19 protein-coding genes and 4 tRNA genes are annotated in these 23819 nt (G+C 36.0%); 15 read left to right on the forward strand and 8 right to left on the reverse strand.

What is annotated here, in order from left to right:
- Positions 1 to 604 precede the first annotated feature (604 nt).
- The 3 genes from A9G07_RS05565 to A9G07_RS05575 all read left to right on the forward strand — a co-directional run bounded on the left by A9G07_RS05565 (position 605) and on the right by A9G07_RS05575 (position 6227).
- The gene (locus A9G07_RS05565) at positions 605 to 1942 is read left to right on the forward strand and encodes a hypothetical protein (protein ID WP_065734353.1); all 1338 of its coding nucleotides are present in this window, start codon (positions 605 to 607) and stop codon (positions 1940 to 1942) included.
- A 799-nt stretch (positions 1943 to 2741) separates the two neighbouring features.
- Complete coding sequence (locus A9G07_RS05570) at positions 2742 to 4085, forward strand: hypothetical protein (protein ID WP_141677478.1); 1344 nt, start codon at positions 2742 to 2744, stop codon at positions 4083 to 4085.
- A gap of 795 nt (positions 4086 to 4880) precedes the next feature.
- Entirely contained in the window at positions 4881 to 6227 is a 1347-nt protein-coding gene (locus A9G07_RS05575) for a hypothetical protein (RefSeq protein ID WP_065734355.1), read from the forward strand.
- A gap of 227 nt (positions 6228 to 6454) precedes the next feature.
- Here A9G07_RS05575 and A9G07_RS05580 read toward each other — a convergent pair whose 3' ends face one another.
- A complete protein-coding gene (locus tag A9G07_RS05580) occupies positions 6455 to 7255 on the reverse strand; it encodes a sulfite exporter TauE/SafE family protein (RefSeq protein WP_065734356.1) in 801 nt (266 codons plus the stop codon).
- A 146-nt stretch (positions 7256 to 7401) separates the two neighbouring features.
- On the opposite strand from A9G07_RS05580, the gene A9G07_RS05585 reads away from it, so the two are divergent.
- Together A9G07_RS05585 and A9G07_RS05590 are read left to right on the forward strand one after the other, a co-directional pair.
- Positions 7402 to 8025: a LysE/ArgO family amino acid transporter gene (locus A9G07_RS05585; protein WP_141677480.1), complete on the forward strand. Its 624-nt coding sequence runs from the start codon at positions 7402 to 7404 to the stop codon at positions 8023 to 8025.
- A 254-nt stretch (positions 8026 to 8279) separates the two neighbouring features.
- Entirely contained in the window at positions 8280 to 10241 is a 1962-nt protein-coding gene (locus A9G07_RS05590) for a glycoside hydrolase family 3 protein (RefSeq protein ID WP_065734358.1), read from the forward strand.
- 225 nt (positions 10242 to 10466) lie between these two features.
- On the opposite strand, the gene A9G07_RS05595 is transcribed toward A9G07_RS05590, so the two are convergent.
- The 3 genes from A9G07_RS05595 to A9G07_RS05605 all read right to left on the reverse strand — a co-directional run bounded on the left by A9G07_RS05595 (position 10467) and on the right by A9G07_RS05605 (position 10744).
- Positions 10467 to 10542, reverse strand: a tRNA-Lys gene (locus A9G07_RS05595).
- A 17-nt stretch (positions 10543 to 10559) separates the two neighbouring features.
- Positions 10560 to 10635 (reverse strand) — tRNA-Val (locus A9G07_RS05600).
- Positions 10636 to 10668: 33 nt separating this feature from the next.
- Positions 10669 to 10744 (reverse strand) — tRNA-Val (locus A9G07_RS05605).
- 194 nt (positions 10745 to 10938) lie between these two features.
- Here A9G07_RS05605 and A9G07_RS05610 point away from each other — a divergent pair.
- The 6 genes from A9G07_RS05610 to tusA all read left to right on the forward strand — a co-directional run bounded on the left by A9G07_RS05610 (position 10939) and on the right by tusA (position 15152).
- Entirely contained in the window at positions 10939 to 11838 is a 900-nt protein-coding gene (locus A9G07_RS05610) for a PilN domain-containing protein (protein WP_065734359.1), read from the forward strand.
- The gene (locus tag A9G07_RS05615; protein ID WP_065734360.1) at positions 11831 to 12304 is read left to right on the forward strand and encodes a hypothetical protein; all 474 of its coding nucleotides are present in this window, start codon (positions 11831 to 11833) and stop codon (positions 12302 to 12304) included. The genes A9G07_RS05610 and A9G07_RS05615 overlap by 8 nt, the downstream gene beginning before the upstream one ends.
- Positions 12301 to 12654 (forward strand): hypothetical protein, encoded by a 354-nt coding sequence (locus A9G07_RS05620; RefSeq protein ID WP_065734361.1) that lies wholly within the window; start codon positions 12301 to 12303, stop codon positions 12652 to 12654. Before A9G07_RS05615 ends, A9G07_RS05620 begins: the two co-directional genes overlap by 4 nt.
- A 29-nt stretch (positions 12655 to 12683) precedes the next feature.
- Positions 12684 to 13988 carry a secretin N-terminal domain-containing protein gene (locus tag A9G07_RS05625; protein ID WP_218060004.1) on the forward strand — a complete coding sequence of 435 codons (1305 nt, stop codon included), beginning with the start codon at positions 12684 to 12686 and terminating at the stop codon, positions 13986 to 13988.
- A gap of 116 nt (positions 13989 to 14104) precedes the next feature.
- A complete protein-coding gene (locus tag A9G07_RS05630) occupies positions 14105 to 14911 on the forward strand; it encodes a Cof-type HAD-IIB family hydrolase (RefSeq protein ID WP_065734362.1) in 807 nt (268 codons plus the stop codon).
- 10 nt (positions 14912 to 14921) lie between these two features.
- Positions 14922 to 15152, forward strand: a complete 231-nt coding sequence (gene tusA / locus A9G07_RS05635) for a sulfurtransferase TusA (protein WP_065563097.1) — start codon at positions 14922 to 14924, stop codon at positions 15150 to 15152.
- Between the two features lie 28 nt (positions 15153 to 15180).
- Here the strand turns inward: tusA and A9G07_RS05640 are convergent, their stop codons facing one another.
- Complete coding sequence (locus A9G07_RS05640) at positions 15181 to 15588, reverse strand: protein YgfX (protein ID WP_065734363.1); 408 nt, start codon at positions 15586 to 15588, stop codon at positions 15181 to 15183.
- A 448-nt stretch (positions 15589 to 16036) separates the two neighbouring features.
- Here A9G07_RS05640 and A9G07_RS05645 point away from each other — a divergent pair, with 448 nt between their 5' ends.
- The 4 genes from A9G07_RS05645 (at position 16037) to A9G07_RS05660 (ending at position 19552) form a co-directional block, all read left to right on the forward strand.
- Positions 16037 to 18577, forward strand: coding sequence for a PBP1A family penicillin-binding protein (locus A9G07_RS05645; RefSeq protein WP_218060005.1), 2541 nt, complete (start codon positions 16037 to 16039; stop codon positions 18575 to 18577).
- A gap of 13 nt (positions 18578 to 18590) precedes the next feature.
- On the forward strand, positions 18591 to 19148 hold the full coding sequence (rsmD, locus tag A9G07_RS05650) for a 16S rRNA (guanine(966)-N(2))-methyltransferase RsmD (RefSeq protein ID WP_065563095.1): 558 nt from the start codon (positions 18591 to 18593) through the stop codon (positions 19146 to 19148).
- Positions 19148 to 19405 (forward strand): DUF1145 domain-containing protein, encoded by a 258-nt coding sequence (locus tag A9G07_RS05655; RefSeq protein ID WP_065563094.1) that lies wholly within the window; start codon positions 19148 to 19150, stop codon positions 19403 to 19405. The genes rsmD and A9G07_RS05655 overlap by 1 nt, the downstream gene beginning before the upstream one ends.
- A 71-nt stretch (positions 19406 to 19476) precedes the next feature.
- A tRNA-Gly gene (locus A9G07_RS05660) sits at positions 19477 to 19552 on the forward strand.
- Positions 19553 to 19614: 62 nt separating this feature from the next.
- Here A9G07_RS05660 and A9G07_RS05665 read toward each other — a convergent pair.
- Genes A9G07_RS05665 through A9G07_RS05675 form a run of 3 tightly spaced genes read right to left on the reverse strand, consistent with a single transcriptional unit; the run spans position 19615 to position 23581 of the window.
- Complete coding sequence (locus tag A9G07_RS05665; protein WP_065734364.1) at positions 19615 to 21066, reverse strand: hypothetical protein; 1452 nt, start codon at positions 21064 to 21066, stop codon at positions 19615 to 19617.
- On the reverse strand, positions 21060 to 22430 hold the full coding sequence (locus A9G07_RS05670) for a DUF6384 family protein (protein WP_065734365.1): 1371 nt from the start codon (positions 22428 to 22430) through the stop codon (positions 21060 to 21062). Before A9G07_RS05670 ends, A9G07_RS05665 begins: the two co-directional genes overlap by 7 nt.
- Positions 22430 to 23581: a merozoite surface protein 3b gene (locus A9G07_RS05675; protein ID WP_065734366.1), complete on the reverse strand. Its 1152-nt coding sequence runs from the start codon at positions 23579 to 23581 to the stop codon at positions 22430 to 22432. The genes A9G07_RS05670 and A9G07_RS05675 overlap by 1 nt, the downstream gene beginning before the upstream one ends.
- Positions 23582 to 23819: the final 238 nt, after the last annotated feature.

Consider the following 23819-nt stretch of genomic DNA (forward strand, 5'->3'; position numbering starts at 1 on the left):
GTTGAGGAGTGGGGTTTTTGAAGTTTTAAATTTTACTTAAAAAATTATTAAAATATCAAAATCACTAAATTTCTAATTCAAAGCCTTAAAATAAAATTTTCGAGGATCAATCGCTCTAATTTTAAAGATTTGTAATGATGGTATACTTAATTAAAACAACAGATAATCAATTATAATTTAGATCCATTTTAGATCCTATTTACAAAAGTTAACGTAAATGAGCGAAAAAAAGTGTTGCATCGTGTTTTTCCAATCACTATACTTTTTACACGGTTTTAGCTAATAGGCTAAAATTTGACAGAAAAGTATAAAATTGTAAATTAATCAAAAAATTACTTGACAGGATAGTCTAAAATGCATTATAATTTTCAACAGCCAACAGCCAACCTGCCAAACCTATCTTTTAAATTCGTCTAAGTTCAACTCCCAGCTTAAATTTTTCACTGAAACTTATTTTTCCACTCAATCAAGTGAAATTCTGCGAATTTTCGCGCGATCGCTTCCGCGATCCTCTTCTCAATCTTTTTTCCGATCGTTTTTCGGATCCTCTTTCAGATCCTGTTTTCGATCCTTTTTCCAATTATCCCGGCAGATTGTTTTTTTTGTGGCTTTTTTTCTTCCTTTTTCGGGTCACGCATTGACATCACAGACAACAGCAAATCAGATACAGGGTACTCCGCCTTATCTGACTTTCGACGGTGGTCGTACACGTGCGGTTGATGTTAACGGTCTGCTTGGGATTACACTATCTGATGGTACACAATATACGCCTTTAACCAATACTTCATCTGATTCAAGACCTATCGTCTTGCCGGTTGCGGGTCAGAGTTTTGCTGATATAAGTATGTTCGTTCCTACTGATACTAATTCAGTCGCTTTGAGTTCTCTTATCGGTCCACCTAATAATTATTGGGGAGATGATGATGGTGATTCTGGCGTTACTGCTACTGGTCGTTTAAGTTTATCTATCGTCGATAAAAGAGGTCAATCAGTATCACGTAATTCCGTGTTAACGACTTGTAATTCTCCTTATAAGGTGACGTTATCTAGTACTGACGGTACATTATCTACTCGTTACGGATTTCCTAATCGTAGTGATTTCCGTGATAGTAATGTGACTTATTACGTCAATCCTAAGGCTTCGCCTGTGGTTTGTTTTGCTCGGCCTAACTTAAGGTATGGAAAGCTTAATGAGGCTGGTATTTCTCACGATTTCCGCGGTCCATCTTCAATGTGGGACCCTTATAAAGGTTTTATCCCTCAGTCAACTGACCCGTCACTTTACGGTAGAAACTTTCCTACAACTGGTGGTAATGGATTGTACTTTGATTTAGATATTAGTGGAAGTAGTCAGCCATTGTCTTGGTCTCCTGTTTCTCTGGGTGGTATCACAGTTACTATGTCTAATTCTACTGATACAAGTGTACGTGTTACTTTAACTGGTCCTTTTCCAACTGATCTAAGTTCTAATAATCCTAGTCGTATTGAAAAACCAACTTTGCCTCAGACCTTCGAGTTGGTCGGTCGTGATGGCCAAGGTAATCCAGTTGTTAAATATGGTTTTACTTTGAAGCAGTGGTTCGTAGGCCGTGGTACTTGGATGGGTGCTTATTCTTCTTATCATGGCCCATCTTGGTGTAATAGTCTTGGTTATCGAGTTCCTGATGTAAAGGATTTAACCAATGCATCTTGTCCCAAAAACGATTCTAACTGTCGTCGTTCAGTCGGCGCCACTCCTCGATCACAAGGTAATCATTACCAGCGTCATATAGGTGCTGGATTTTTCACGGAATGGGGGAATATGGGATACTCTGGTTTTTTACGCGGTATTTACTGGACTCATGATCCTGCTGGTAGCTACCAGTTTATCGTGGATACGAATGGTAGTGTGCGTTCAAACAACACCCACCCCTACCACAAAATGCTTTGTGCCTATCCTTAGCTCTTATTTCTTCGTCCTTAATCCTTAGGCCTTAGGCCGGGGGCGGGGGTGATAAAAAATAGTATTAGGTGATTAAAAGTAAGCTACGAGTCAACGTCGTTTAGCAATAAAAAGCGATTTTGCGGCTAAGCGACGTTTGAATTACCCGCTTAGGCGGGTTTATTTTTGATGTGTTTTTTAGCAAAAAAGTTGAGGAGTGGGGTTTTTGAGGTTTTAAATTTTACTTAAAAAATTATTCAAATATCAAACTCACTAAATTTCTAATTCAAAGCCCTAAAATAAAATTTTTAAGGATCAATTGCTCTAATTCTAAAGATTTGTAATTATAATATATTTAATTAAAACAAAAGTTAAACAATCATTCTTTAGATCCTTTTTAGATCCTATTTACAAAAGTTAACGTAAATGAGCGAAAAAAAGTGTTGCATCGTGTTTTTCCAATCACTATACTTTTTACACGGTTTTAGCTCAAAGGCTAAAATTTAGCAGAAAAGTATAAAATTGTAAATTAATCAAAAAATTACTTGACAGGATTGTCACATATGCATTATAATTTTCAACAGGCAACAGGCAACAGGCAACCTGGCCAACCTATCTTTTAAATTCGTCTAAGTCCAGCACACAGTTTAAATTTTTCACTGAAACTTATTTTTCCACGCAATCAAGTGAAATTCTGCGAATTTTCGCGCGATCGCTTCCGCGATCCTCTTCTCGATCTTTTTTCCGGTCGTTTTCCGGATCCATTTTCAGATCCTGTTTTCGATCCTTTTCCGAATTATCCCGGCAGATTGTTTTTTTCGTGGTCTTTTTCCTTCCTTTTTCGGGTCACGCATTGACATCACAGACAACTAGGAATGCGATACAGGGTAGTGCACCTTATTTGACTTTCGACGGTGGTCGTACACGTGCGGTCGATGCTAACGGTCTGCTTGGGATTACGCTATCTAACGGAACTACATATACACCTTCAACCAATACTTCATCTTCTTCAAGACCTATCACCTTGCCGGTTGAGGGTCAGAGTTTTGCTGATATTCGTATGTTCGTTCCGACTAATACAAATTCAGTCGCTTTGAGTACACTTATCGGTCCTCCTAATAATTATTGGGGTGATGATGATGGTGATTCTGGTGTTAGTGCTACAGGTTCTTTAAGTTTATCTATCGTCGATAGAAACAATCGGCCTGTATCACGTAATACTGTGTTAACGACATGTAATGGTTCTGCACCTTATAAGGTTACCTTATCCAGTACTAACGGTATATTATCTACACGTTACGGATTTCCTAATCGTAGTACTTTCAGTGCTAGTAATGTGACTTATTACGTTAATCCTAAGGCTGGGCCTGTGGTTTGTTTTGCTCGACCTAATTTGAATTACGGTACAGGTAATTATGCTGGCCCTTCTTCAATGTGGGACCCTGCTAAGGGTTTTCTCACTCAAGAAACAGACCCGTCACGTTACGGTCAAAACTTTCCTACTACAGGTCTTAATGGATTGTACTTTGATTTAGATATTAGTGGTAGTAGTCAGCCATTGTCTTGGTCTCCAGTTTCTCTGGGTGGTATCACAGTCACAATGTCTAATTCTACTGCTACAAGCGTACGCGTTACTTTAACTGGTCCTTACGCTACTCAATCCCAGATTAATTCATCCAATCCTGGTCGTGTTTCCACTCCATCTTTGCCTCAGACCTTCGAGTTGGTCGGTCGAGACAATAATGGTAATCCAGTTATTAAATATGGTTTTACTTTGAAGCAGTGGTTTGTCAACCGAGGTTCTAAGTATGACACTTATCCTAATACATTATCTTGGTGTAATAGTCTTGGTTATCGCCTTCCTAAGGTAAAGGATTTAACCAATGCATCTTGTCGTGGTAGTCATGCAGACACTTTTTGTCAGGGTTCAGTCGGCGCTACTCCTTCTTCTCCTAATAATCTTTACATGCGTCATATAGGTTCTGGTTTTGTCACGGAGTGGGGTCGTATGCTGGATTATTCAGGCGTTGGCTTCTCCTCCTACGGTTGGTACTGGACTAGTGACCCGTATGGTGTTAACCAGTTTTTCGTGAACACTTACGACGGTTACGTGAATTGGCACTACACCTACCTCAAATACTACGGGCTTTGCTCCCATCCTTAGTTTTTATTTCTTCGTCCTTAATCCTTAAGGCGGGGGCGGGAGTGATAAAAAATAGTGTTGAGTGATTAAAAGCAAGCTGACTCGAAGAGTCAACGTCGTTTAGCCATAAAAAAAAGCGATTTTGCGGCTAAGCGACGTTTGAATTACCCGCCTCGTCGGGTTTATTTTTTAGGTATTTTATCTCAAAAAAAGTTGAGGAGTGGGGTTTTTGGGGTTCTAAATTTCACTTAAAAATTATTAAATGATCCAAATCACTAAATTTCTAATCCAAAGCCTTAAAATAAAATTTTCGAGGATCAATTGCTCTAATTTTAAAGATTTGTAATTGCAACATATTTAATTAAAACAAAAGTTAATCAGTTATAACTTAGATCCTTTTTAGATCCTATTTACAAAAGTTAACGCAAATGAGTGAAAAAAAGTGTTGCATCGTGTTTTTCCAATCACTATACTTTTTACACGGTTTTAGCTACAAGGCTAAAATTTGATATAAAAGTATAAAATTACAAATAAATCAAAAAATTACTTGACAGGATAGTCCAAAATGCATTATAATTTTCAACAGGCAACAGGCAACAGGCAACCTGGCCAACCTATCTTTTAAATTCGTCTAAGTCCAGCACCCAGTTTAAATTTTTCACTGAAACTTATTTTTCCACGCAATCAAGTGAAATTCTGCGAGTTTTCGCGCGATCGCTTCCGCGATCCTCTTCTCGATCTTTTTTCCGAACGTTTTCCGGATCCTCTTTCAGATTTCGATCCTTTTCCGAATTATCCCGGCAGATTGTTTTTTTCGTGGTCTTTTTCCTTCCTTTTTCGGGTCACGCATTGACATCACAGACAACTAGGAATGCGATACAGGGTAGTGCACCTTATCTGACTTTCGACGGTGGTCGTACTCGTGCGGTTGATACTAACGGTCTGCTTGGGATTACTCTATCTGACGGAACTAGGTACACGCCTTCAACCAATACTTCATCTTCTTCAGCACCAATCTCCTTGCCGGTTGAGGGTCAGAGTTTTGCTGATATTCGTATGTTCGTCCCAACTAATACAAATTCAGTCGATTTAAGTGCTCTTATCGGTCCTCCTAATAATTATTGGGGAGATGATGATGGTGATGCTGACGTTACTGCTACTGGTTCTTTAAGTTTATCTATCGTCGATAAAAACAATCAACCAGTGTCACGTGATACAATGTTAACGACGTGTACTGATTCTGCACCTTATAAGGTTACGTTATCCAGTTCTGACGGTATATTATCTACACGTTACGGATTTCCTAATCGTAGTACTTTCCGTGAAAGTAGCGTGACTTATTACGTCAATCCTAAGCCTGGTTCCTCAGTTTGTGTTAAATTTGCCAGACCTAATTTGAATTACGGTACAGGTAATTATGCTGGCCCAGCTTCAATGTGGGACCCTGCTAATGGTTTTATCCCTCAGTCAACTGGCCCATCCTCTTACGGTAGAAACTTTCCTACAACTGGCGCTAATGGATTGTACTTTGATTTACTCATTAGTGGTAGTAGTCAGCCATTGTTTTGGTCTCCTGTTTCTCAGGGTGGTATCACAGTCACAATGTCTAATCCTACTGCTACAAGCGTACGCGTTACTTTAACTGGTCCTTACGCTACTCCATCCCAGATTAGTTCAGCCAATCCTGGTCCTCTTTCCACTATTTCTTTGCCTCAGACCTTCGAGTTGGTCGGTCGTGATAGTAATGGTACTCCAGTCGTCAAATATGGTTTTACATTGAAGCAGTGGTTCGTGAACCGAGGTTCTAAGGAGGACACTCTTTCTAATACCTTATCTTGGTGTAATAGTCTTGGTTATCGGATGCCTCGCATAAGGGATTTAACCAATGCATCTTGTCGTGGTACTAATTCAGGTTCTCACTGTCAGGGTTCAGTCGGCGCCACCCCTTCCTCGCGTAATAATTTTTACATGCGTCATATAGGTTCAGGTTTTTTCACGGAGTGGGGCAAAATGGTGGATTACTCTAGCGTTGGCTTCGTCAACCTTTGGTACTGGTCTAGTGACCCGAATGGTAGTAACCAGTTTGTCGTCTACTCAGACAGCGGTTCTGTGAATTGGCTTTACACCTACAACTACAACTACGGGCTTTGTGCCTATCCTTAGTTCTTATTCCTTCGTCCTTAATCCTTAGGGCGGGGGTGGGGGTGGGGGTGATAAAAAATAGTGTTGAGTCATTAAAAGTAAGCTGACTCAAGGAGTCAACGTCTTTTAGCCATAAAAAAAAGCGATTTTGCGGCTAAGCGATGCTTCAATTACCCGCCTCGGCGGGTTTATTTTTTAGGTATTTTATCTCAAAAAAAGTTGAGGAGCGGGGTTTTTGAAGCTTCAAATTACGAAATTATAAGTTTTATAGCTATTAGCAATAAAAAGATACCAAAGTATTTTATCAATTTATTTATCGATAATCGTTGTGCAATTTGTACACCCATTTTTGCCATGGGTATACTGGTGATCATAATGGATATTACTGCTGGTAGATAGACAAAACCTAAACTATATTCTGGTAATTCTTCAATATTCCATCCTGCAATAATGTAGCCAATTGTTCCGCCAAGCGCTACCGGTAAGGTAAATGCCGCAGAGGTGCCAATCGCTTTACGTATATCTACCCCGCATTTTTTTAAGAAAGGAACCACCAATACCCCCCCACCGACACCAACTAGGGCAGCAAACACGCCAATTAGTCCACCAATAATGATATAAATCGTGTCATGAAATGATACAGCGTTTCGATTTTGGGCGACATTGGTGCTTTTGAGAATAAATTTACTTCCGGTGTAGACAAGAAAAACGATAAAAATCCATTTTAACCAAACACCGGGAATATAAGGTGTCATATACGATCCGCCCATCGTGCCAATCATGCATCCTAACACCATCTTTTTTAGAATCGACCATTGGATATTATGATTTTTATTCTGAACCCAACTTGATGATAAGCTGGTGCCAATAATGGTGGCAAGCGATGAGGCGACGGCGATGTGGTTTATCCATTCTCCACCATGATTAAAGTGATTAAGTACGATTATTAATGCCGGTACAATTAACGATCCACCACCCACGCCAAATATACCTGCTAGCAATCCCGCAAATGCGCCTATCATTAAGAAGATTATAAATTCGACAACCATTTCTTGTACTTTTTTATTTTTTTATTCAGGGGGATAATTATAACTGTTTTTTATAAATGCGTAATAATTCTTGGTTTTGATACAAAATTCTTTATTGTTTTTGTATAATGCTTACTTTTCGTTGATTAAGGATTTTAGGTTTAATGCTGACCGATATTTTACGTGGCGCGATGATTTCGGCGAGTTTAATTATTGCTATTGGCGCGCAAAATTTGTTTGTGCTTAAGCAAGGGTTGTTAAAAAATCATATCTTTTTTGTTGCTGCTATCTGTTTTTTTTGTGATTTCGCTTTGATGACTATTGGTATATGGGGCGTGGGGTCTTTTATTAGTCGTTATCCTATAATTACTAATTCATTAGCCATCTTTGGTGCATTGTTTTTGCTTTGGTATGGATTTAATGCATTTAAAAGCGCAGTGAGAGGTGATAGCAGTATGCAGGTTGATTCTGCCGAGCAACGAAAGAGTTCTTTAACAAAAGTGATTTTGTCGACAATTGCGGTGACTTTACTTAATCCTCATGTTTATTTGGATACAGTGGTAATTGTTGGTGGGATTGCCGGTACGTTTTCTACTGAGCAAAAATGGGCGTTTTTAATTGGTGCAGTTTGTGTGTCATTTATTTGGTTTTTTGGTATTGGGTATGGCGCTAGGTTGCTTACGCCTCTATTTAGACAAAAAAGGATGTGGGTCATATTGGATTCGGTTGTTGGGCTGGTGATGTTTTATATTGCTTATCGACTTATTGTTTATGTGATTTGTGGTCAATAATGTGACGCTTTTGGCGTTGCATTTTTTATTAATCTGTTCGTTTTCCTCATTTCTTACTCATTTTTTACGTGATATCCATCACAATTATCAGATTTCTTCTCTTATACGATATTTATTTTGGTGTTAATTTGTCAGTAATAATTTGATCCAAGCTTTTTTCGGCTGATTATTAACATTTTTAGTCAATTATTTTTGCCAAAAAACGCTCAATGGAATAAGGCGTTCAAAGTTGATTGTTTAGATAAGGAGTTTATATGACAAGTAAAATAGTTAAGTTGACGTTGTTGATTAGTGCAACGCTAGTCACTGGGCAAGCACTAGCGCTTAAACAAATAGGGCTTAAGAGTCATCAATTAAAAAATATTGTAGTTGATAATCTGAAATTTAAAGACTTTGATCGTGATGGTAAGTTATCACCTTTTGAAGATTGGCGCTTATCTCCCGAAGTTCGTGCACAAGATCTACTTGCCAAATTGTCGTTAGAAGAAAAAGCAGGCTTAATGATGCACGGTAATGCCAAAGCTTATGGTAGTGAGATTGGGCATGGTGATAAGTATAATCTAGATGAAATTAAACAGTTAGTGCTTACTGATAAGGTAAATAGTTTAATTACGCGTTTAGAAGTCAATCCTAAGGATTTTGCTAAGCAAAATAATCAATTACAAGAAATTGCTGAGTCTTCTCGATTGGGGATTCCTTTAACGATTAGCATCGATCCTAGAAATACCTTTTATTATGATGATAAAGTGACCAGTAAAAGCGGTTTTAGCCAATGGCCAGGAACTTTGGGGATGGCGGCGATTGGTAATGAGTTTGTGATTAATGAGTATGGTAATATCATTCGACAAGAGTACCGTTCATTGGGTGTCACTCAGGCATTATCACCCATGGCTGATCTGGGAACTGAACCAAGATGGTCTCGTTTTGAGGGGACATTCGGTGAAGATCCAATGCTGAGCAAAAGCATGGTTCGTGGTTATATCTCTGGTATGCAAAATGGTAAACTTGGTCTAAATTCACAAAGCGTGTCAGCCGTGGTTAAACATTGGGTTGGCTATGGTGCCGCCGAGAATGGTTTTGATAGTCACAGTTCTTATGGTAAATATGCACTTTATTCGAAAAAAGATAGTTTGGAAGAGCATATCATTCCATTTATAGGTGCTTTTGAGGTGAATGTGGCAGCGGTTATGCCGACATATTCGATTTTAAAAAATGCGGAAATTAATGGTCATAAAATCGAAGCAGTTGGTGCTGGCTTTAACCGTTATTTGTTAAAAGATTTGCTACGCGATACTTATAAATTTAAAGGGGTGATTATTAGTGATTGGAATATCACTAAAGATTGTAATGAAGTCTGTATTAATGGTAATCCGCCTGATGTTCCGTCTAAACCTGAAGGTATGCCTTGGGGCGTTGAAGATTTGACTGTCGAGCAACGGTTTATTAAAGCTATCGAAGCGGGGGTTCAACAATTTGGTGGCGTGAGTGATAGTTCTGTTATTGTGTCAGCAGTAAAAAATAATAAATTGGACGAAAAGGCAGTCGATAGTGCTGTGTTAGCGATTTTGACGCAAAAATTTGCTTTAGGACAATTTGAAAATCCTTATGTCGATCCAAACCAAGCTAGTCGTTTTGTCGGCAATAAAAATTTCCAAAAGATTGCTGATGAAGCACAATTTAATTCAATGGTTTTACTAGAGAATAATGATAAAGTTTTGCCATTGAAAGCGAAAAGTAAAGTCTTTTTATACGGTTTTGCCGATGACGCTAAAAATACCCTTAAAGGTAAAGTCACCATTGTCGATAAGTTAGAGCAAGCTGATGTAGTTGTGGCTAGGGTAAATGCACCTTTTGAGCAACCTCATAAGAACTACTTTTTTGGCGCAAGATATCATGAAGGTTCATTAGAATTTGCGGCGGATGATAAAGATATTAAATTTATCAATGAGGCGAGAAAATCACATCCCGTTGTAGTAACTGTTTATTTGGATCGCCCAGCCGTTTTAACACCTATTAAGCAAAGTGCTAATGCGGTTGTAGCAAATTTTGGTGTTAAAGATGAGGTGCTATTTAAACGTTTATTTGATAGCAAACCTTATAATGCTAAATTGCCAATTGCATTACCAGATTCAATGGATAGTGTTATCAAACAATCTTCTGATTTACCAAACGACATGAAGGCGCTCTATCCGTTAGGTTATGGAGTAACCCGTTAGTCGTTTGGACCTTTTTAATGTCGTTTTATTCTATGCTATTGCCTAAGGGCAATAGCTGTTTTGCCTTACATCATTTTCTCTATCAATTTTATCTTTAATTAAGAGTCCTTACTTATTTCTTTTATTTTTCTTTTGAAGGGACGCTTCAGCGAAATTTTTTGAGGTAAATAATAAATATATTGAATGATGCGTTTAATTAATGATGTTTTGACAAGAGAGAAAAAATGGTGGGTCGTGAGCGATTCGAACGCTCGACAAACGGATTAAAAGTCCGCTGCTCTACCGACTGAGCTAACAACCCATAAAATAAGTAGTAAGTGGTGGGTGATACCGGGTTCGAACCAGTGACCCCCTCCTTGTAAGGGAGGTGCTCTCCCAACTGAGCTAATCACCCCAATGTTTCTTTCGAAAACTTCACGGTAAGAATTGGTGGGTGATACCGGGTTCGAACCAGTGACCCCCTCCTTGTAAGGGAGGTGCTCTCCCAACTGAGCTAATCACCCTTACCGTGTGGATGTGCATTATAAGGCGTGTCTTATTTCAGTCAACCTTTTTTTTTACTTTTCCTAAAATTTAGCCCTGTTCGGTGTAATTTTAGTCATTTTTTGGATGATACTTCGCAAAAATGGATTTTGTAGGTTTGAATCTAGATAATTGTGATTAAGATTGGGCGATATTGTTTTTCAATCTATTTAGTATGATGGTTTTTAATAAAAGTCGCGTAGTAATTTTTATCGAACCCACAAAACTGCACTATCAGTTAGTCGAATCAAGCGGGAAGGTGAATGAGGATTTTATCGTTTATCAAGATTTGGCTGATGTCGATCAGTTTATGCATAATCTAAAACTACCAAGATTAACGTCAATTGAATTAAATTTAAGTGATGATTTTGTACAGTACCAGAAAACCACTTATCCCGATGTTAAACTGACGGTAAGCGAATTGACTAGTTATGTTGAAGCCTCCCTATACAAACTTTTCCAACAATCTGGCAATCAGCTTTTTTTTGATTATGTATCCATTTCACCTAAAACTTTAATGATTGCTATTTGTGAGCGTAAAACGGTTAATGACTGGTTAGATTTGTTCCAAAAATATGGAGTAACATTTGTCGGTAGTCATTTTGAAAATAGTTCATTTAACTTTCTACCATGGCGAAAACAAAAGGCAAAACAGCACCAATTTAAGTTACTTCTTTTTGTTGTTAATTTTATCGGGGTGTTGACCTGTTATTTTTTTTATCTTTTGATGAACACGCAGTCAGACATCGAACACTATTCTCAACAACTATCTGCTCAACTAGTGTTGCAACAAGAGTTGTTGGCTGAATCTTATATTCCTAATCCTTCATCAAGTCAAAAACAGATACAACAGTCGTTACAAATGCTTTCTAACAAACTACCAGCAACGATTTGGTTAAATCTGTACGAATATGAGCCTGAAAAAATTAAAATTACCGGTCGTAGTGTCAATTATGTGGATATTATCAATTTTAATCAGCAACTTTCTGCAAATGTGACGAAAAGTCAGGTAAAAAATATCGAGAAAAGTCAGGATAGTTTGTTGTTTCAAATGGATATTGAGTTGAATGAATAACGACTTTCTAGAGAGGCCGATTTGGCAACAATACTTAGTTTGTATTTTATTACCGTTAACACTGTTTTTTATTGGTTATCAATTTTTTATTCAGGATTTAAAGCAACAAGCTGATCAGCAAATGGCGTTGTATCAAGAAAAGCAAGTTGAAATTGAAATGCTTCAAGCAAGAATTGAACGTTATCATGCCGCTAAAAATAGTTCGCTAACTTTGATAACCGAGCATGAACTTGCTAACGCTATTGATCGTCATCATTTGAAGTTGATGTCGTTCAAACTGGAACAAAATGATTCAGCAACTTATTGGGATGTTGAATTAAATGGGCAATTTTCTGATTTTATGAAATTTATTGGCGATTTTAACGAGAATTTCTACTATTTGAACTTTCAACAGTTATCAATCGGTAAGCAAGATAATTATTTGCGGATTAGATTTAGTTTGTTGTTTAAGAAGGGTATGCAATGAGTCGTTATTTATTTGTTTTTGCATTGATGATGTGTTGTTTCACAGTGAATGCTGATGGTCATCGCGATCCTTTTTTGCAAAAGATCGAGCTAGGTTGCCAAGAACAAACCGATCTTTTAAATATGCAGATTCAGGCTTGGCAGTTTAGAGGATCTATTCAACGCGTTAATTATCAGCAATTATGGCTTTCGTCAGATAATGATTGGTTAGCTATTACTGATAATAATGTTCCTCATGTTTTGTTTCCGTGGGAAATTGAAGCTGTGTTAAGCGATAAAATTTTATGGCAAGCAAGTTTACCAGAGTATTGTAACGATAAAGTGCTTTGGACAATGCCGTTAACTAAATAAGATGAGATCGATATTTGAGGTTGTAATTAATGAATCAAGCCAGCCAACTATTTAGTCAATTAGTTCGTCAATTAGCAAAGAATTTAAGGCAATTGACGATTTTGCTTATGCTTTTATCAATTCCATGTTTGGCTGAGCCTTCCATTTCAGCACAAAAAGAATCAAATGATCTTATTTCAATGAATTTTTATCAAACGGATGTCGCAATTATTTTGCAAGCGCTGGCTGATAATAAGCAGATGAATTTAGTGATGATAGATGATATATCAACTAAACAAACCCTCAAACTTAAGAATGTTGATTGGCAAAAAGCTTTAAAAGTGGTGTTAAATTCAGCAAATTTACAGGCCGAAATTGAGGACAATATTTTGTTTGTCTCAAAATCTATTGAGCCGGAGGTGCTTGCGCAAAGAGAGTTATTAGAGCAAAAGGAACAGGAGTTAAATCAGCCGTTAACTTTGTTAACCATTCCGATTAAACATGGCGATCCTAATAATTTAGTAGAGACCATCCAGCAACAAGGATTATTATCTGAACGCGGAAAGGCGATAGTTGATAAGCGAACCAATTCAGTGCTTATTACTGATATGACCAAACAATTTGCGGATATTAAGAAGTTAGTTAAGGCTTTGGATCAACCCATTCCACAAGTCCATATCTCGGCCCATATTGTCACTATGAGTGATGAGAGTATGGAGGAGTTAGGGATTAAATGGGGATATTGGGGTAAATCTTCACAATTTTTTAATCAGCTGGATGTTGACCTTGGGGTCGTTAATCCTTCTTCTTCTGCGGGTTTTAATTTAGCGAAACTTTCTGGTAGTTTGTTGAATTTGGAACTTTCAGCATTAGAATCAGAAAATCAGTTAGAAATTATTGCTAGTCCGAATTTATTAACTGCAAATCAAAATATGGCATCGATTAAGCAGGGAACAGAGATTCCGTACGAAGTGTCAACGGGGGGGAATGGTTCGACATCCATTGAATTTAAACAAGCGGTATTAGGTTTAGAAGTTACGCCTAAAATTGTTGCTGATAAACAAATGATCTTGGATTTATATATCACACAAAATACTACGGGTCGTTCGATTAAGCGCCGTGATGGGGGAGAAGCTTTAGCCATTGAAACGCAAGAAATTAAAACTCAAGTGAAAGTTAAAGATGGTGAAACCGTGGTTTTGGGTGGAATTTTTCAGCAAGTTAATAGTAATGGGAAAAAGAAAGTACCTGGTCTTGCTCAAGTGCCAATTATTGGGAATGCCTTTAAATATAATGCTAAAAAAAATCAAAAAAGGGAATTAGTGATTTTTATTACTCCGCAATTAGTTGAGTAAATAGCGATGGAGTTGTATCATACTCTACCATAATTTATGACTTTGTATTGAGTTAGTTGATTCTCTGCAAAGTGTCGTTATTCTAATCACCAATTATTATAAAAGTTGAGAATATCATGTTTCATTTTGTTGCTTCTGATCTAGATGGTACTTTGTTAAATACCGAACATAGTTTATCGCCGTTTACAAAAAAAATTCTTCAGGCATTACGGGAAATGGGTATTCATTTTGCTTTTGCGACAGGCCGACACCATATTGATGTTACTCAAATGCGTGAAAATATGGAAATCGATGCTTTTATGATTACATCAAATGGGGCAAGAGTTCACGATAGTAATGGTAATTTAGTTTTTAGCCGTAGTTTTGATCCTAATTTAGCTAAAGAGTTGGCGGTAATTTGTAAAGACAGTCCATATATTTATACCCATGTTTACCGTGGCGATGATTGGCTAATTAATAAACCTGATGCCTATTCGCTTAGCTTTTTTGTTGATACAAAATTTAAATATCAATTTTTTGATCCAACTAATTTTGAGACTGATGATATTGCCAAAATTTATTTTACGACCTCTGATATTAGCCATAACCATTATTTGGTGGAGTTGAAGGACAAAATTGAAAAGCAATATGGTAATAAAGTTAGCATCGCGTTTTCAACGCCAAACTGTCTTGAAGTTATGGCGGAAAATGTGACTAAAGGCAGTGCATTAAAGTTAGTGGTTGAAAGCTTAGGCTATCAACTTAAAGACAGCATCGCTTTTGGTGATGGTATGAATGATTACGAGATGTTAAAAATGGCAGGTAAGGGCTGTATTATGCAAGATGCGAGTCCTGAACTTAAAGCACTGCTTCCTGAGCTGGAAGTTATTGGATCTAATGCTGATGATGCTGTTCCCCATTATTTAGCTAATCTTTTACTTTAATCTATTAATTATGATTATTGATAAAGAATTAAATACATTAGGTTTGCGTTGTCCTGAGCCGATTATGCTAGTGCGTAAAGCGATTAGGGAATTAGCTGTTGGTCAAATACTGCACGTTGTTGCTGATGATTTGGCCACAACGCGTGATATCCCCAGCTTTTGCCGGCATATGGATCACCAATTAGTTAACTCACAAGTTGAATCCATACCATTTGAATATTGGATTAAAAAATCACATTAATATAGTGTGTTAAGCTATTTTTTATTACCTATTTTGATAAATCAATTTTTTTGAAATGATAACGAAGTGTGCGCCAGTCATTAGGCGCAAGGTTATCAATCATTAAAAAAAGCGTTCTTCTTTTACCATTTCGCCGTGATTTTAAATTAATAATGATTATATAACGTAGTAGTAGTGGTTTTCGCGTTAAATACCAACGCTGTTTGTACCAATAAATTTGATGTATATATTCAAATAGCGCAAATTCACCTTTTATAGTTTTGAAATAGCAAATACTACGCCACCATTCGATTATTAAGATTAATATTAAAACAAAAGTATAACTATTTAATGAAGTATGCGCTAATTGCAATAAGCAAAGAATAATCAAAATAAGATAAAAGCAGGTTGCACTCAAAAATTGTAATAACGAAGGGGTAAGTTTTGTGCTCCACATATTAATTTTGTTTAAATTGATAAAATCACAATTATCTATTCGTTTTATCAGTTTTATTTAAAAATATAAAAATATTGTGAGATAATACACAAAATAATTTGAAAATTTACTAACTTTTGAGAACCTATCAATTAGTTGTTTAACCTGTAGCAAACCTATGTGGTATTTAATATCTGATCTATTAAGTTCTGCTAAAAAATTAAGTTATAAACTAATAAGTAATGGAATATGAAAGTGAAAATATATTAAAGGTAAATTTCTTTTTTAATTTAATATGTTAATAATTGTTTAATGGATTTAAACAATTTTTTAAGCATGGGTTAGCGTCGCTTTTTATTTTGAGTCTTTTCGAGTAAGTAGTATACTCATCGGCTAAAATGGATTGAGATCAATTAATACAGTTTTATTATCTTTCTTTGATTTAAAATCAATTGGATAGGAATGATTTGTGATAATATTAAAAATATTAAAATTTTGCCTTAAACTTATAATCGGTTTAGTACTTTGTGGCTTAGTGATAGGTATCGCTGGCTACAGCTATTATTCTAAAGATCTGCCTGATGTAGCGACTTTAAAAGATGTTCGCTTGCAAACCCCAATGCAAGTATTAAGTAAAGATGGTGAATTAATCGCTATTTTTGGTGAACGTCGCCGAATTCCTCTAAAATATGATGAAATCCCCCCGATTGTTGTTAATGCTGTTATAGCTACCGAAGATGCACGTTTCCATGAGCATTTTGGGATTGATCCTATCGGTATTGTGCGTGCTATGTATATCGGATTGAAGGATAAGAGCTTTTCACAAGGTGGTAGTACTATCACCCAACAAGTGGCGAAAAACTTCTTTTTAACACCAGAAAAAAGTATTTCTCGTAAAGTAAAAGAGATGATTATTGCAATTCGTATGGAGCGAGAATTATCTAAAGACGAGATAATGGCATTATATCTTAATATGATCAACTTTGGTTCGCGTGCTTATGGTGTGGCTGCTGCTTCATATACTTTCTTTGGTAAAACGCCAGATCAGTTGACTATCGATGAAGCGGCACTACTAGCTGGTCTACCAAATGCGCCTTCTGCCTATAATCCAATTTCGCACCCAGAAAAAGCATTAACAAGACGTAATTGGGTTTTAGGTCGTATGCTTGATCAAAATTATATTACTCAAGCGCAATATGATGAAGCGACTAAGAAGCCTTTAAATGCAAGTTATCATACCCCAAAAATTGAATTTTCTGCGCCATATGTTGCTGAAATGGCAAGACAGTTTATGTTCGATAAATTTGGTGAGAACGCTTATACCGATGGCTATAAAGTTTATACCACCATATCTAAGACAGATCAGGTGGCAGCAACAGAATCAATACAGAAGCATATTATTGATTATGACATGCGACATGGCTATCGTGGGCCTGAAAAAGTGTTATGGCAAAATAATGAGCCAGCACTGAGTGACGAGAAAATTCAAGAAGCTTTACATAAATATATTTGCTATAGCGGGATGTGTCCAGCCGTAGTTCTTGAATCATCTGATAAGGAAGCAAAAGCAGTATTATCCGATAAAAGTAATATTACTATTGCCTTTCAAGATATGAAATGGGCGCGAAAATTTATCAGTGATAATCAACAAGGTGCCTCGCCGAGAAAGGTTAATGATACTTTAAAACCAGGTCAGCTGATTTGGGTTAAAAAATCTGGTGAGAATTGGGCATTAGCGCAAATTCCAGCAGTTAATGCTGCACTGGTTTCTGTTGATTCTGATAATGGTGCAATTAAGGCGATTGTTGGTGGTTATGATTTCAATTTAAGTAAATTTAATCGTGCAACACAAGCTTTACGTCAACTAGGTTCTAATATAAAGCCATTTGTGTATACGGCTACATTAGAGAAAGGACTAACGATGGCGACGCTACTTAATGATGCGCCGATCGTTCGTACAACAGGTAGTGTGACTTGGCGTCCAAAAAATTCACCGCCTACTTATGCTGGTCCATTAAGAATGCGAATTGGTTTAGGGATGTCTAAAAATGTGATGATGGTACGTGCATTACGCGCAATCGGTATTGATTATGCTGCCACGTATTTAGAACGTTTTGGATTCCCAAAAGAGAATATTTCACATAATGAATCACTTGCTTTAGGTTCAGCTTCATTTACACCATTGCAGGTTGCACGTGCTTATTCCGTTATTGTTAATGGCGGGTATTTAATTACGCCTTACTTAATCGAAAAAATTGAATATGACAATGGTAGTGGGGTAATTTATCAGCATCAACCGTTGATTGCTTGTCATAACTGTAAAGATGAAGTGGTAAAATTTGATTCTGTTTCTGTATCGTTAGATAACGTTGAAAACGAATCAAATGAGACGGGTAGTGAAGAGCCTGAAGAGGCAAATCTTAAAACAGAAGATAATTTAATCTTACCTAATATTAATAAAGACAATAAAACCACTGATGTGACACCTAAATATGCTCCACACACCGTTGATAGCGGTATTGCATATATTATGAAAGACGGACTAAGAACAATTGTTTTTGGCGGTTCGGATTGGCAAGGAACTGCTTGGCGTGTAAAAGCATTAGGTCGTAAGGATGTTGGTGGTAAAACCGGTACAACTAACCAATCGAAAGACGTTTGGTTTTCTGGATTCGGTGGTAACATTGTTACCTCGGTCTGGATGGGGTTTGATGACCACCGACGTGCTTTAGGTCGAACTTTCCGCGCTGAAGCCGGTGCGGTTACCGCTAACCCTATTTGGGTTGACTATATGAAAGTTGCTCTTAAAGATGTACCTGAAAAACAAGATGTAAAACCGGATAATGTTATTTCTGTTACTATCGATCAGCGAACCGGTATGTTACCAGGTTCTGGAGCGAGAACGATGTCAGAATACTTTATCAAGGGAACCGAGCCAACTACCTATGGATCGCAAGAAGTTGGTACCAGCGTGAAGGATTCACAGGGTAATACGCAAGAACTATTCTAAATAAGGTTTTTATATGAATGGTTCTATAAGAATTATTGGTGGAAAATGGCGCGGAAGAAAGTTGTCAGTGCTTGATAAACAAGGCTTGCGACCAACCACAGATAGAGTAAAAGAGACTTTGTATAACTGGCTAATGCCAGTTATACAAAATAGTGTTTGTTTGGATTGTTTTTCTGGTAGTGGATCATTAGGCTTTGAAGCCGCATCACGCGGTGCTCAAAATGTCACATTATTAGAGAAAGATAAACAAGTTGCCAATCAACTTAAGAAAAATAAGCAGTTAATTGCATGTGATAATGTCGAAATTTATTCGACAGATACTTTTCAATGGCTTGATAGACCAGCCCAAAGACAATTTGATATTGTATTTATCGATCCGCCTTTTCATTATTCATTAATCGAGAAGACACTAGAGCTTCTTGAGAATAACCATTGGCTAAGCCCATCTGCTTATATTTATATTGAATCTGAGCTGGGGCATGATTTTAATATTCCATCAAATTGGTATTTGCATCGAGAGAAGACAGCAGGGCAAGTTCATAGCTATTTATTTATACGAGAAGAGAGATAATGTTCATACTTTTAGGTAAACTAGTCTATTTATTTATATGGTTATTTTTATTATTTAATCTTGTTCATCCGTTTCCTAAACCAGCAAATATTCTCGCTTATATAGGATTGGTTGCTTTTACACTTATTCATGGATTACAAGCATGGATATTACAATCAACAATGGTTAATCAAGAAAAAGAACAGGATAAATTTAAAGCACTTAGATTTTTTATTTTTGGTGTTTTTGAAGCACTTAGCTGGAAAAACAAAAAATAAAGAATAAAATAGGTTGTCAGATATAAATATTTTTGTATAATGCTCACCACTTCTTTCGAAGCGTTCAATATGCGGGAATAGCTCAGTTGGTAGAGCGCAACCTTGCCAAGGTTGAGGTCGCGAGTTCGAACCTCGTTTCCCGCTCCAATTTCATCTCTATACAAAGTTTAGCTGTTAACTTAGTTCCAACACGATTATTTTTGTCCTGATTAGAAACTATCAGTCGTTTTAAAACCTCCGCCACCTGTTGATGAGCTGGATGAAAACCCACTGTCACTTGATGAACTATAAGATGACGAGGAGGAAGAACTCGAAGAGGATGATGAGCTCGAAGAGGAAGATGATGATGAGGAGAATGAAGAGAAAGAAGAAGAAGATCTCCTTGATGATGAATCGTCACGCGACCATCCTGAATTATGATTAGATGATTTTAATTCTCTCCTTATTGCTCTATACCCAAAAAGGGTTTGAACAACTGTTTCTGGAAAAATTTGATTGCTAAATAGCTGGTCTAATAAATCATTAAGCTTGAACGATGGTATGTTATATTCATAAATTGAGCTAGGAATATTGTTTTCCCTAAATAAATAGAATGTTTGTTCAAAACGATTATAAACATTGTCTAATTCGTTAAGCGTTTTTAATAACGAGGCCAGATATGCATCAATATCAAGTATTTGTTTATTTATCGCGACAATTTTTTCTAATAATTTATCATCTTCTGTTGATTTAGTTTGTAAAGTTAAATCATTAAGTTGACTTAAAGATTGTTTTTGTAACAGTTTAACTAATTGATTTGAAATTAGTTTAAACTGCGAATTATTGCCTTTTTGAAGTTCTTGTAAGGTATTTTCTGTATCTTGTTTCTGTTTTTTATAATGTGCTAAATCTTGCTCAGTTAGCGCAATTGTTTTTTTCAATTTAGATAAATTTAGGTTAGTATCAACCTCGCGTTCTTTACGCTCTTTTGCTTTTAATGCTTGCTCATATGCTCGTTTTTTATTATTAAACCGTAACTGAGATTCTTTATATAAATCTTTAAGCATTTTATGATTTTTGAAATTTTCTGAAAAATTGATAAACCTTGCTACCCATGAGTCTAAATAACGAAATATTTTGAAGGCTTTATAATTTTTCTCTCCAAAGCGACGATTAATTAAATAATTGTAATAGTAATTTTGTTGATATTGTTTCAACTTGGTTGAAAATTCTTGTTGTGAACTTTTGAAGTTTTTTGTTTCTTTGGTTAGCTCGTCTTTAGTAATGTTATAATTATTTAATAGTGATAGATAATCTGCATCACTTTCAAGTTGTCGAATTTTTTCTGCGGTTAATTCATCTAATTTTAATAATGTTTCATCCATTTTTTGTTGGGAATCAGCAATAAAATGATCTAAATTACCGGATTTATTTTTTAAATTACAGTTTAAATCCTTTAACTGTTTAATGATTTTCTGAATTTCCAAATCGTTATTTTGGGGAGATTCTAATAGATAAATAGTCGCTATCTTTTGATAAATCTCTACTTGTTTATTTGTCAAATCAAGGATTTTTTGACGAGAGTCTTGCACCTCGTTATTAGTTTTCTCGATTGCACTAAAGATTTCCTGAAGTTTTATTTCAATACTTCGTTCAATATTGCTAGATTGCATATTTACCACTCTAAAATCCTACCTGCTTTAACTGTATTAGGACAGTTAAATTCTAAACGGCCAATGGGTTTTTTACATAATTTATTTTCATCAATATGTCCATCGGCAATTTTATCTCTTTTAACCTTATTAAATTCTTTTTGAGAAACCTGCTGACCAAACATATCTACGAGTTTCGTTTCACCTGTTTCAATACTGGTTACCCATAGCGGTGTTGCTATTCCGGATGATGTTGTTGGTGTGACAATCACATACCAAGATTTACCGTTTGTTTTTTCGTGGGTGCGCTCAACTCCTGATTTATAATTAGGTTTGTCAACAATAGTAAGTGTCAAATTAGTTTGAGCTAGATTGAAATAATAAGACATCATTTGTTGATAATTTTCAAACTTATCAAAGTTGAGATTTTTTAGGTCAGCTTGTAAATCACTTTGTAAAGCAATAACCGGTACCATATCCGACTTCGGAACTTTTAGGGCTAATAATTTCTGATTATCAATCTGAATTTTATTTATAATGGTTTTTGCTCGTTCTGTGGAATTGTAAAGTGTTTCAATTTGATTGAAATCGATAACTCTTTGTCCTTGATTAAGATTATCAAGAACGGAATCGACTGCATTTTGTAGTACGTGATACTCTTTGCTTGTTTTTATAAACCCATCATCATCTATCAAATTAGCTAGCCGTTTATCATCTTCCAATAATTTTTTTAAAATATTTAATTGAGTTCTAATATCCGACAATTTAGTGGTTACTGAGTCATTAATTTGCTTAAATTGTTTAACTAAACCATTTTCGTCATCTGTAATAAAAGCCCCGTTAATGGTTGGCTTGGTGACTGTGGGAATAATTTTCTGGCTAAGTAGATTAGAAATTGAGGTCTTTAAATTTTTTACTGGAATCTGCGCATAATGAACAGTAGTTTTATCAATTTGCTTAAACTCGTTGCGTAATTCTGTTAATGAATCTTCCGACGCTAATATTTGACTATAGTAACTATCAATTTTTTGTCTAACGTCTCTTGTATAGATTAAATTATTAAAAAAGATTAAGGATAAAATAAATAAGAATATACTAAAAAGGCTAAATATTAACTTTCTTTTGATATAACAACGAACTAGAAAGTGTTGAAACCAAGAACGTTTAGGTGCAACAAACCGTAACCGATTATCAAACCAAAGATCGATTCCTTCATCAACGATTTTATCGTCCACAATTTGACCTTTGGCTTCATAGAAGGTTTTAATGTTTTCTTTTAAATTAGCTCGTAATCTTTCGCGGTCAAGGTGCTCAAGTAGTAATTGTTGTTTTTGATATAATTCATCAATTATTGCCATTGCACCTAGTTGGTCACTAAGTTTAACATCCTGCATTAACCATCAACCTTCAAGATAATATTATTAAAGCGCTGTTTTCCATCTTCCACTATACGATCGATTTCTTTAGCATTATCAATCGATTCATTTCTTAGCTCTGTAATTAATTGTTGGCTTGATTCTTGATAATTGACAATGGCTTCAACTAATGCACGTAAAGAATCAGCTTTAATCGTCGAACCATAACCAGCTCTTAAACCTTCTTCAAGTTGCTTATTAGCTGAAGTAGCAATACTTTCAATGCCTTTATTCATACCATCTTTCATTGCTTCTAGTGTTTTAGTGCTTTCACTCAAACCTGTCAATGAAGTTATAGAAGCGCTTAATGCAGTAAATACAATTTCGTTGGTTGAAAAAAAGCTTACACTTTGTTGGTAGACACGCTCTTTTATGGAGGTTGTTTGTTGCAATCTTGCAAATACTGCTTCGGCAGAATTATAAGAAACGGTTAAGTTATTGGCGAGATCTAAGATGATTTGATAACGGCTATCTTCTTGTTGTACATTGCGTAGTGCTTCGTCTCTAGCAAGTTCTAATCGTCCTCGAGCGACATGATCATCACCTGTAAAATTATCAACTTGAGCAATAGCGTCGGTTAATTTTTGTTTGCGTTCTTCAAGACGACCTGTCGCAATTTGCAGTACTTCTTCAGCAACGATTTGAGCTTGTTTCAGTCCAAAACGGAAATCTTGGTAGGCGTTTAAAATAATATGTTCACGCTCGACTTGATTACTTGTTTCTTTAGAAACATCTAAATAGGTTTTTTTGATTAAACTAAAACGATCTGGAATAGAACCACGTTGAAATGTCATCCAACCCATTTTAATTTTTTCCAAAAAATCTAACTTTCCGTCATCTAACCAACCAAGCATTTTTTCCATATCGGTACGAATACTATCAAAATGCTTAACAATATTAGAATAGCGATCAGAAACATGTACCCCATCAATTTGTTCCCGGACTACTTCATTAAATGCGCTTTGTTGTTGCAAAGTGTGAGCAATGGCGATAATACGATTTTTATCAATTTCAGCAACATTATCCAATAACTTTAAAATTGGCGCATCAGCCTGAGGTTTAACCATGATGCCGATTTTATTCAACAACTGTACTGCTCTATCTACATATGAAACTATTTGACTAGACATGTTTAATATTCCTTTAACTATTTTTCCTTTGTTAATTAAGGAAACTAAAAAGATTATATATCACTAAGAAAGTTATCACAATTTAGGATTAATTAGTTATGAAATATAAATTTTAATTAAACTGTGATAAAAAACTAAGCTAAAGATGAACAAGGTAATAATAACCAAATTATTAAATATACCTAGATTTGACTTCCTCCTAGTTTTATAGGTCTAGAAGGAGGTCCATCTTAATTTT

It is taken from the genome of Gilliamella sp. wkB72, assembly GCF_001693745.1.
Taxonomy (GTDB): domain Bacteria; phylum Pseudomonadota; class Gammaproteobacteria; order Enterobacterales; family Orbaceae; genus Gilliamella; species Gilliamella apicola_E.

Coding starts and splice junctions, on each gene's coding strand:
- A9G07_RS05580 (WP_065734356.1), bottom strand. CDS start 7,255: ATGGTTGTCGAATTTATAATCTTCTTAATGATAGGCGCATTTGCGGGA.
- A9G07_RS05590 (WP_065734358.1), top strand. CDS start 8,280: ATGACAAGTAAAATAGTTAAGTTGACGTTGTTGATTAGTGCAACGCTA.
- A9G07_RS05610 (WP_065734359.1), top strand. CDS start 10,939: ATGATGGTTTTTAATAAAAGTCGCGTAGTAATTTTTATCGAACCCACA.
- A9G07_RS05615 (WP_065734360.1), top strand. CDS start 11,831: ATGAATAACGACTTTCTAGAGAGGCCGATTTGGCAACAATACTTAGTT.
- A9G07_RS05620 (WP_065734361.1), top strand. CDS start 12,301: ATGAGTCGTTATTTATTTGTTTTTGCATTGATGATGTGTTGTTTCACA.
- A9G07_RS05625 (WP_218060004.1), top strand. CDS start 12,684: ATGAATCAAGCCAGCCAACTATTTAGTCAATTAGTTCGTCAATTAGCA.
- A9G07_RS05630 (WP_065734362.1), top strand. CDS start 14,105: ATGTTTCATTTTGTTGCTTCTGATCTAGATGGTACTTTGTTAAATACC.
- tusA (WP_065563097.1), top strand. CDS start 14,922: ATGATTATTGATAAAGAATTAAATACATTAGGTTTGCGTTGTCCTGAG.
- A9G07_RS05640 (WP_065734363.1), bottom strand. CDS start 15,588: ATGTGGAGCACAAAACTTACCCCTTCGTTATTACAATTTTTGAGTGCA.
- rsmD (WP_065563095.1), top strand. CDS start 18,591: ATGAATGGTTCTATAAGAATTATTGGTGGAAAATGGCGCGGAAGAAAG.
- A9G07_RS05655 (WP_065563094.1), top strand. CDS start 19,148: ATGTTCATACTTTTAGGTAAACTAGTCTATTTATTTATATGGTTATTT.
- A9G07_RS05670 (WP_065734365.1), bottom strand. CDS start 22,430: ATGCAGGATGTTAAACTTAGTGACCAACTAGGTGCAATGGCAATAATT.
- A9G07_RS05675 (WP_065734366.1), bottom strand. CDS start 23,581: ATGTCTAGTCAAATAGTTTCATATGTAGATAGAGCAGTACAGTTGTTG.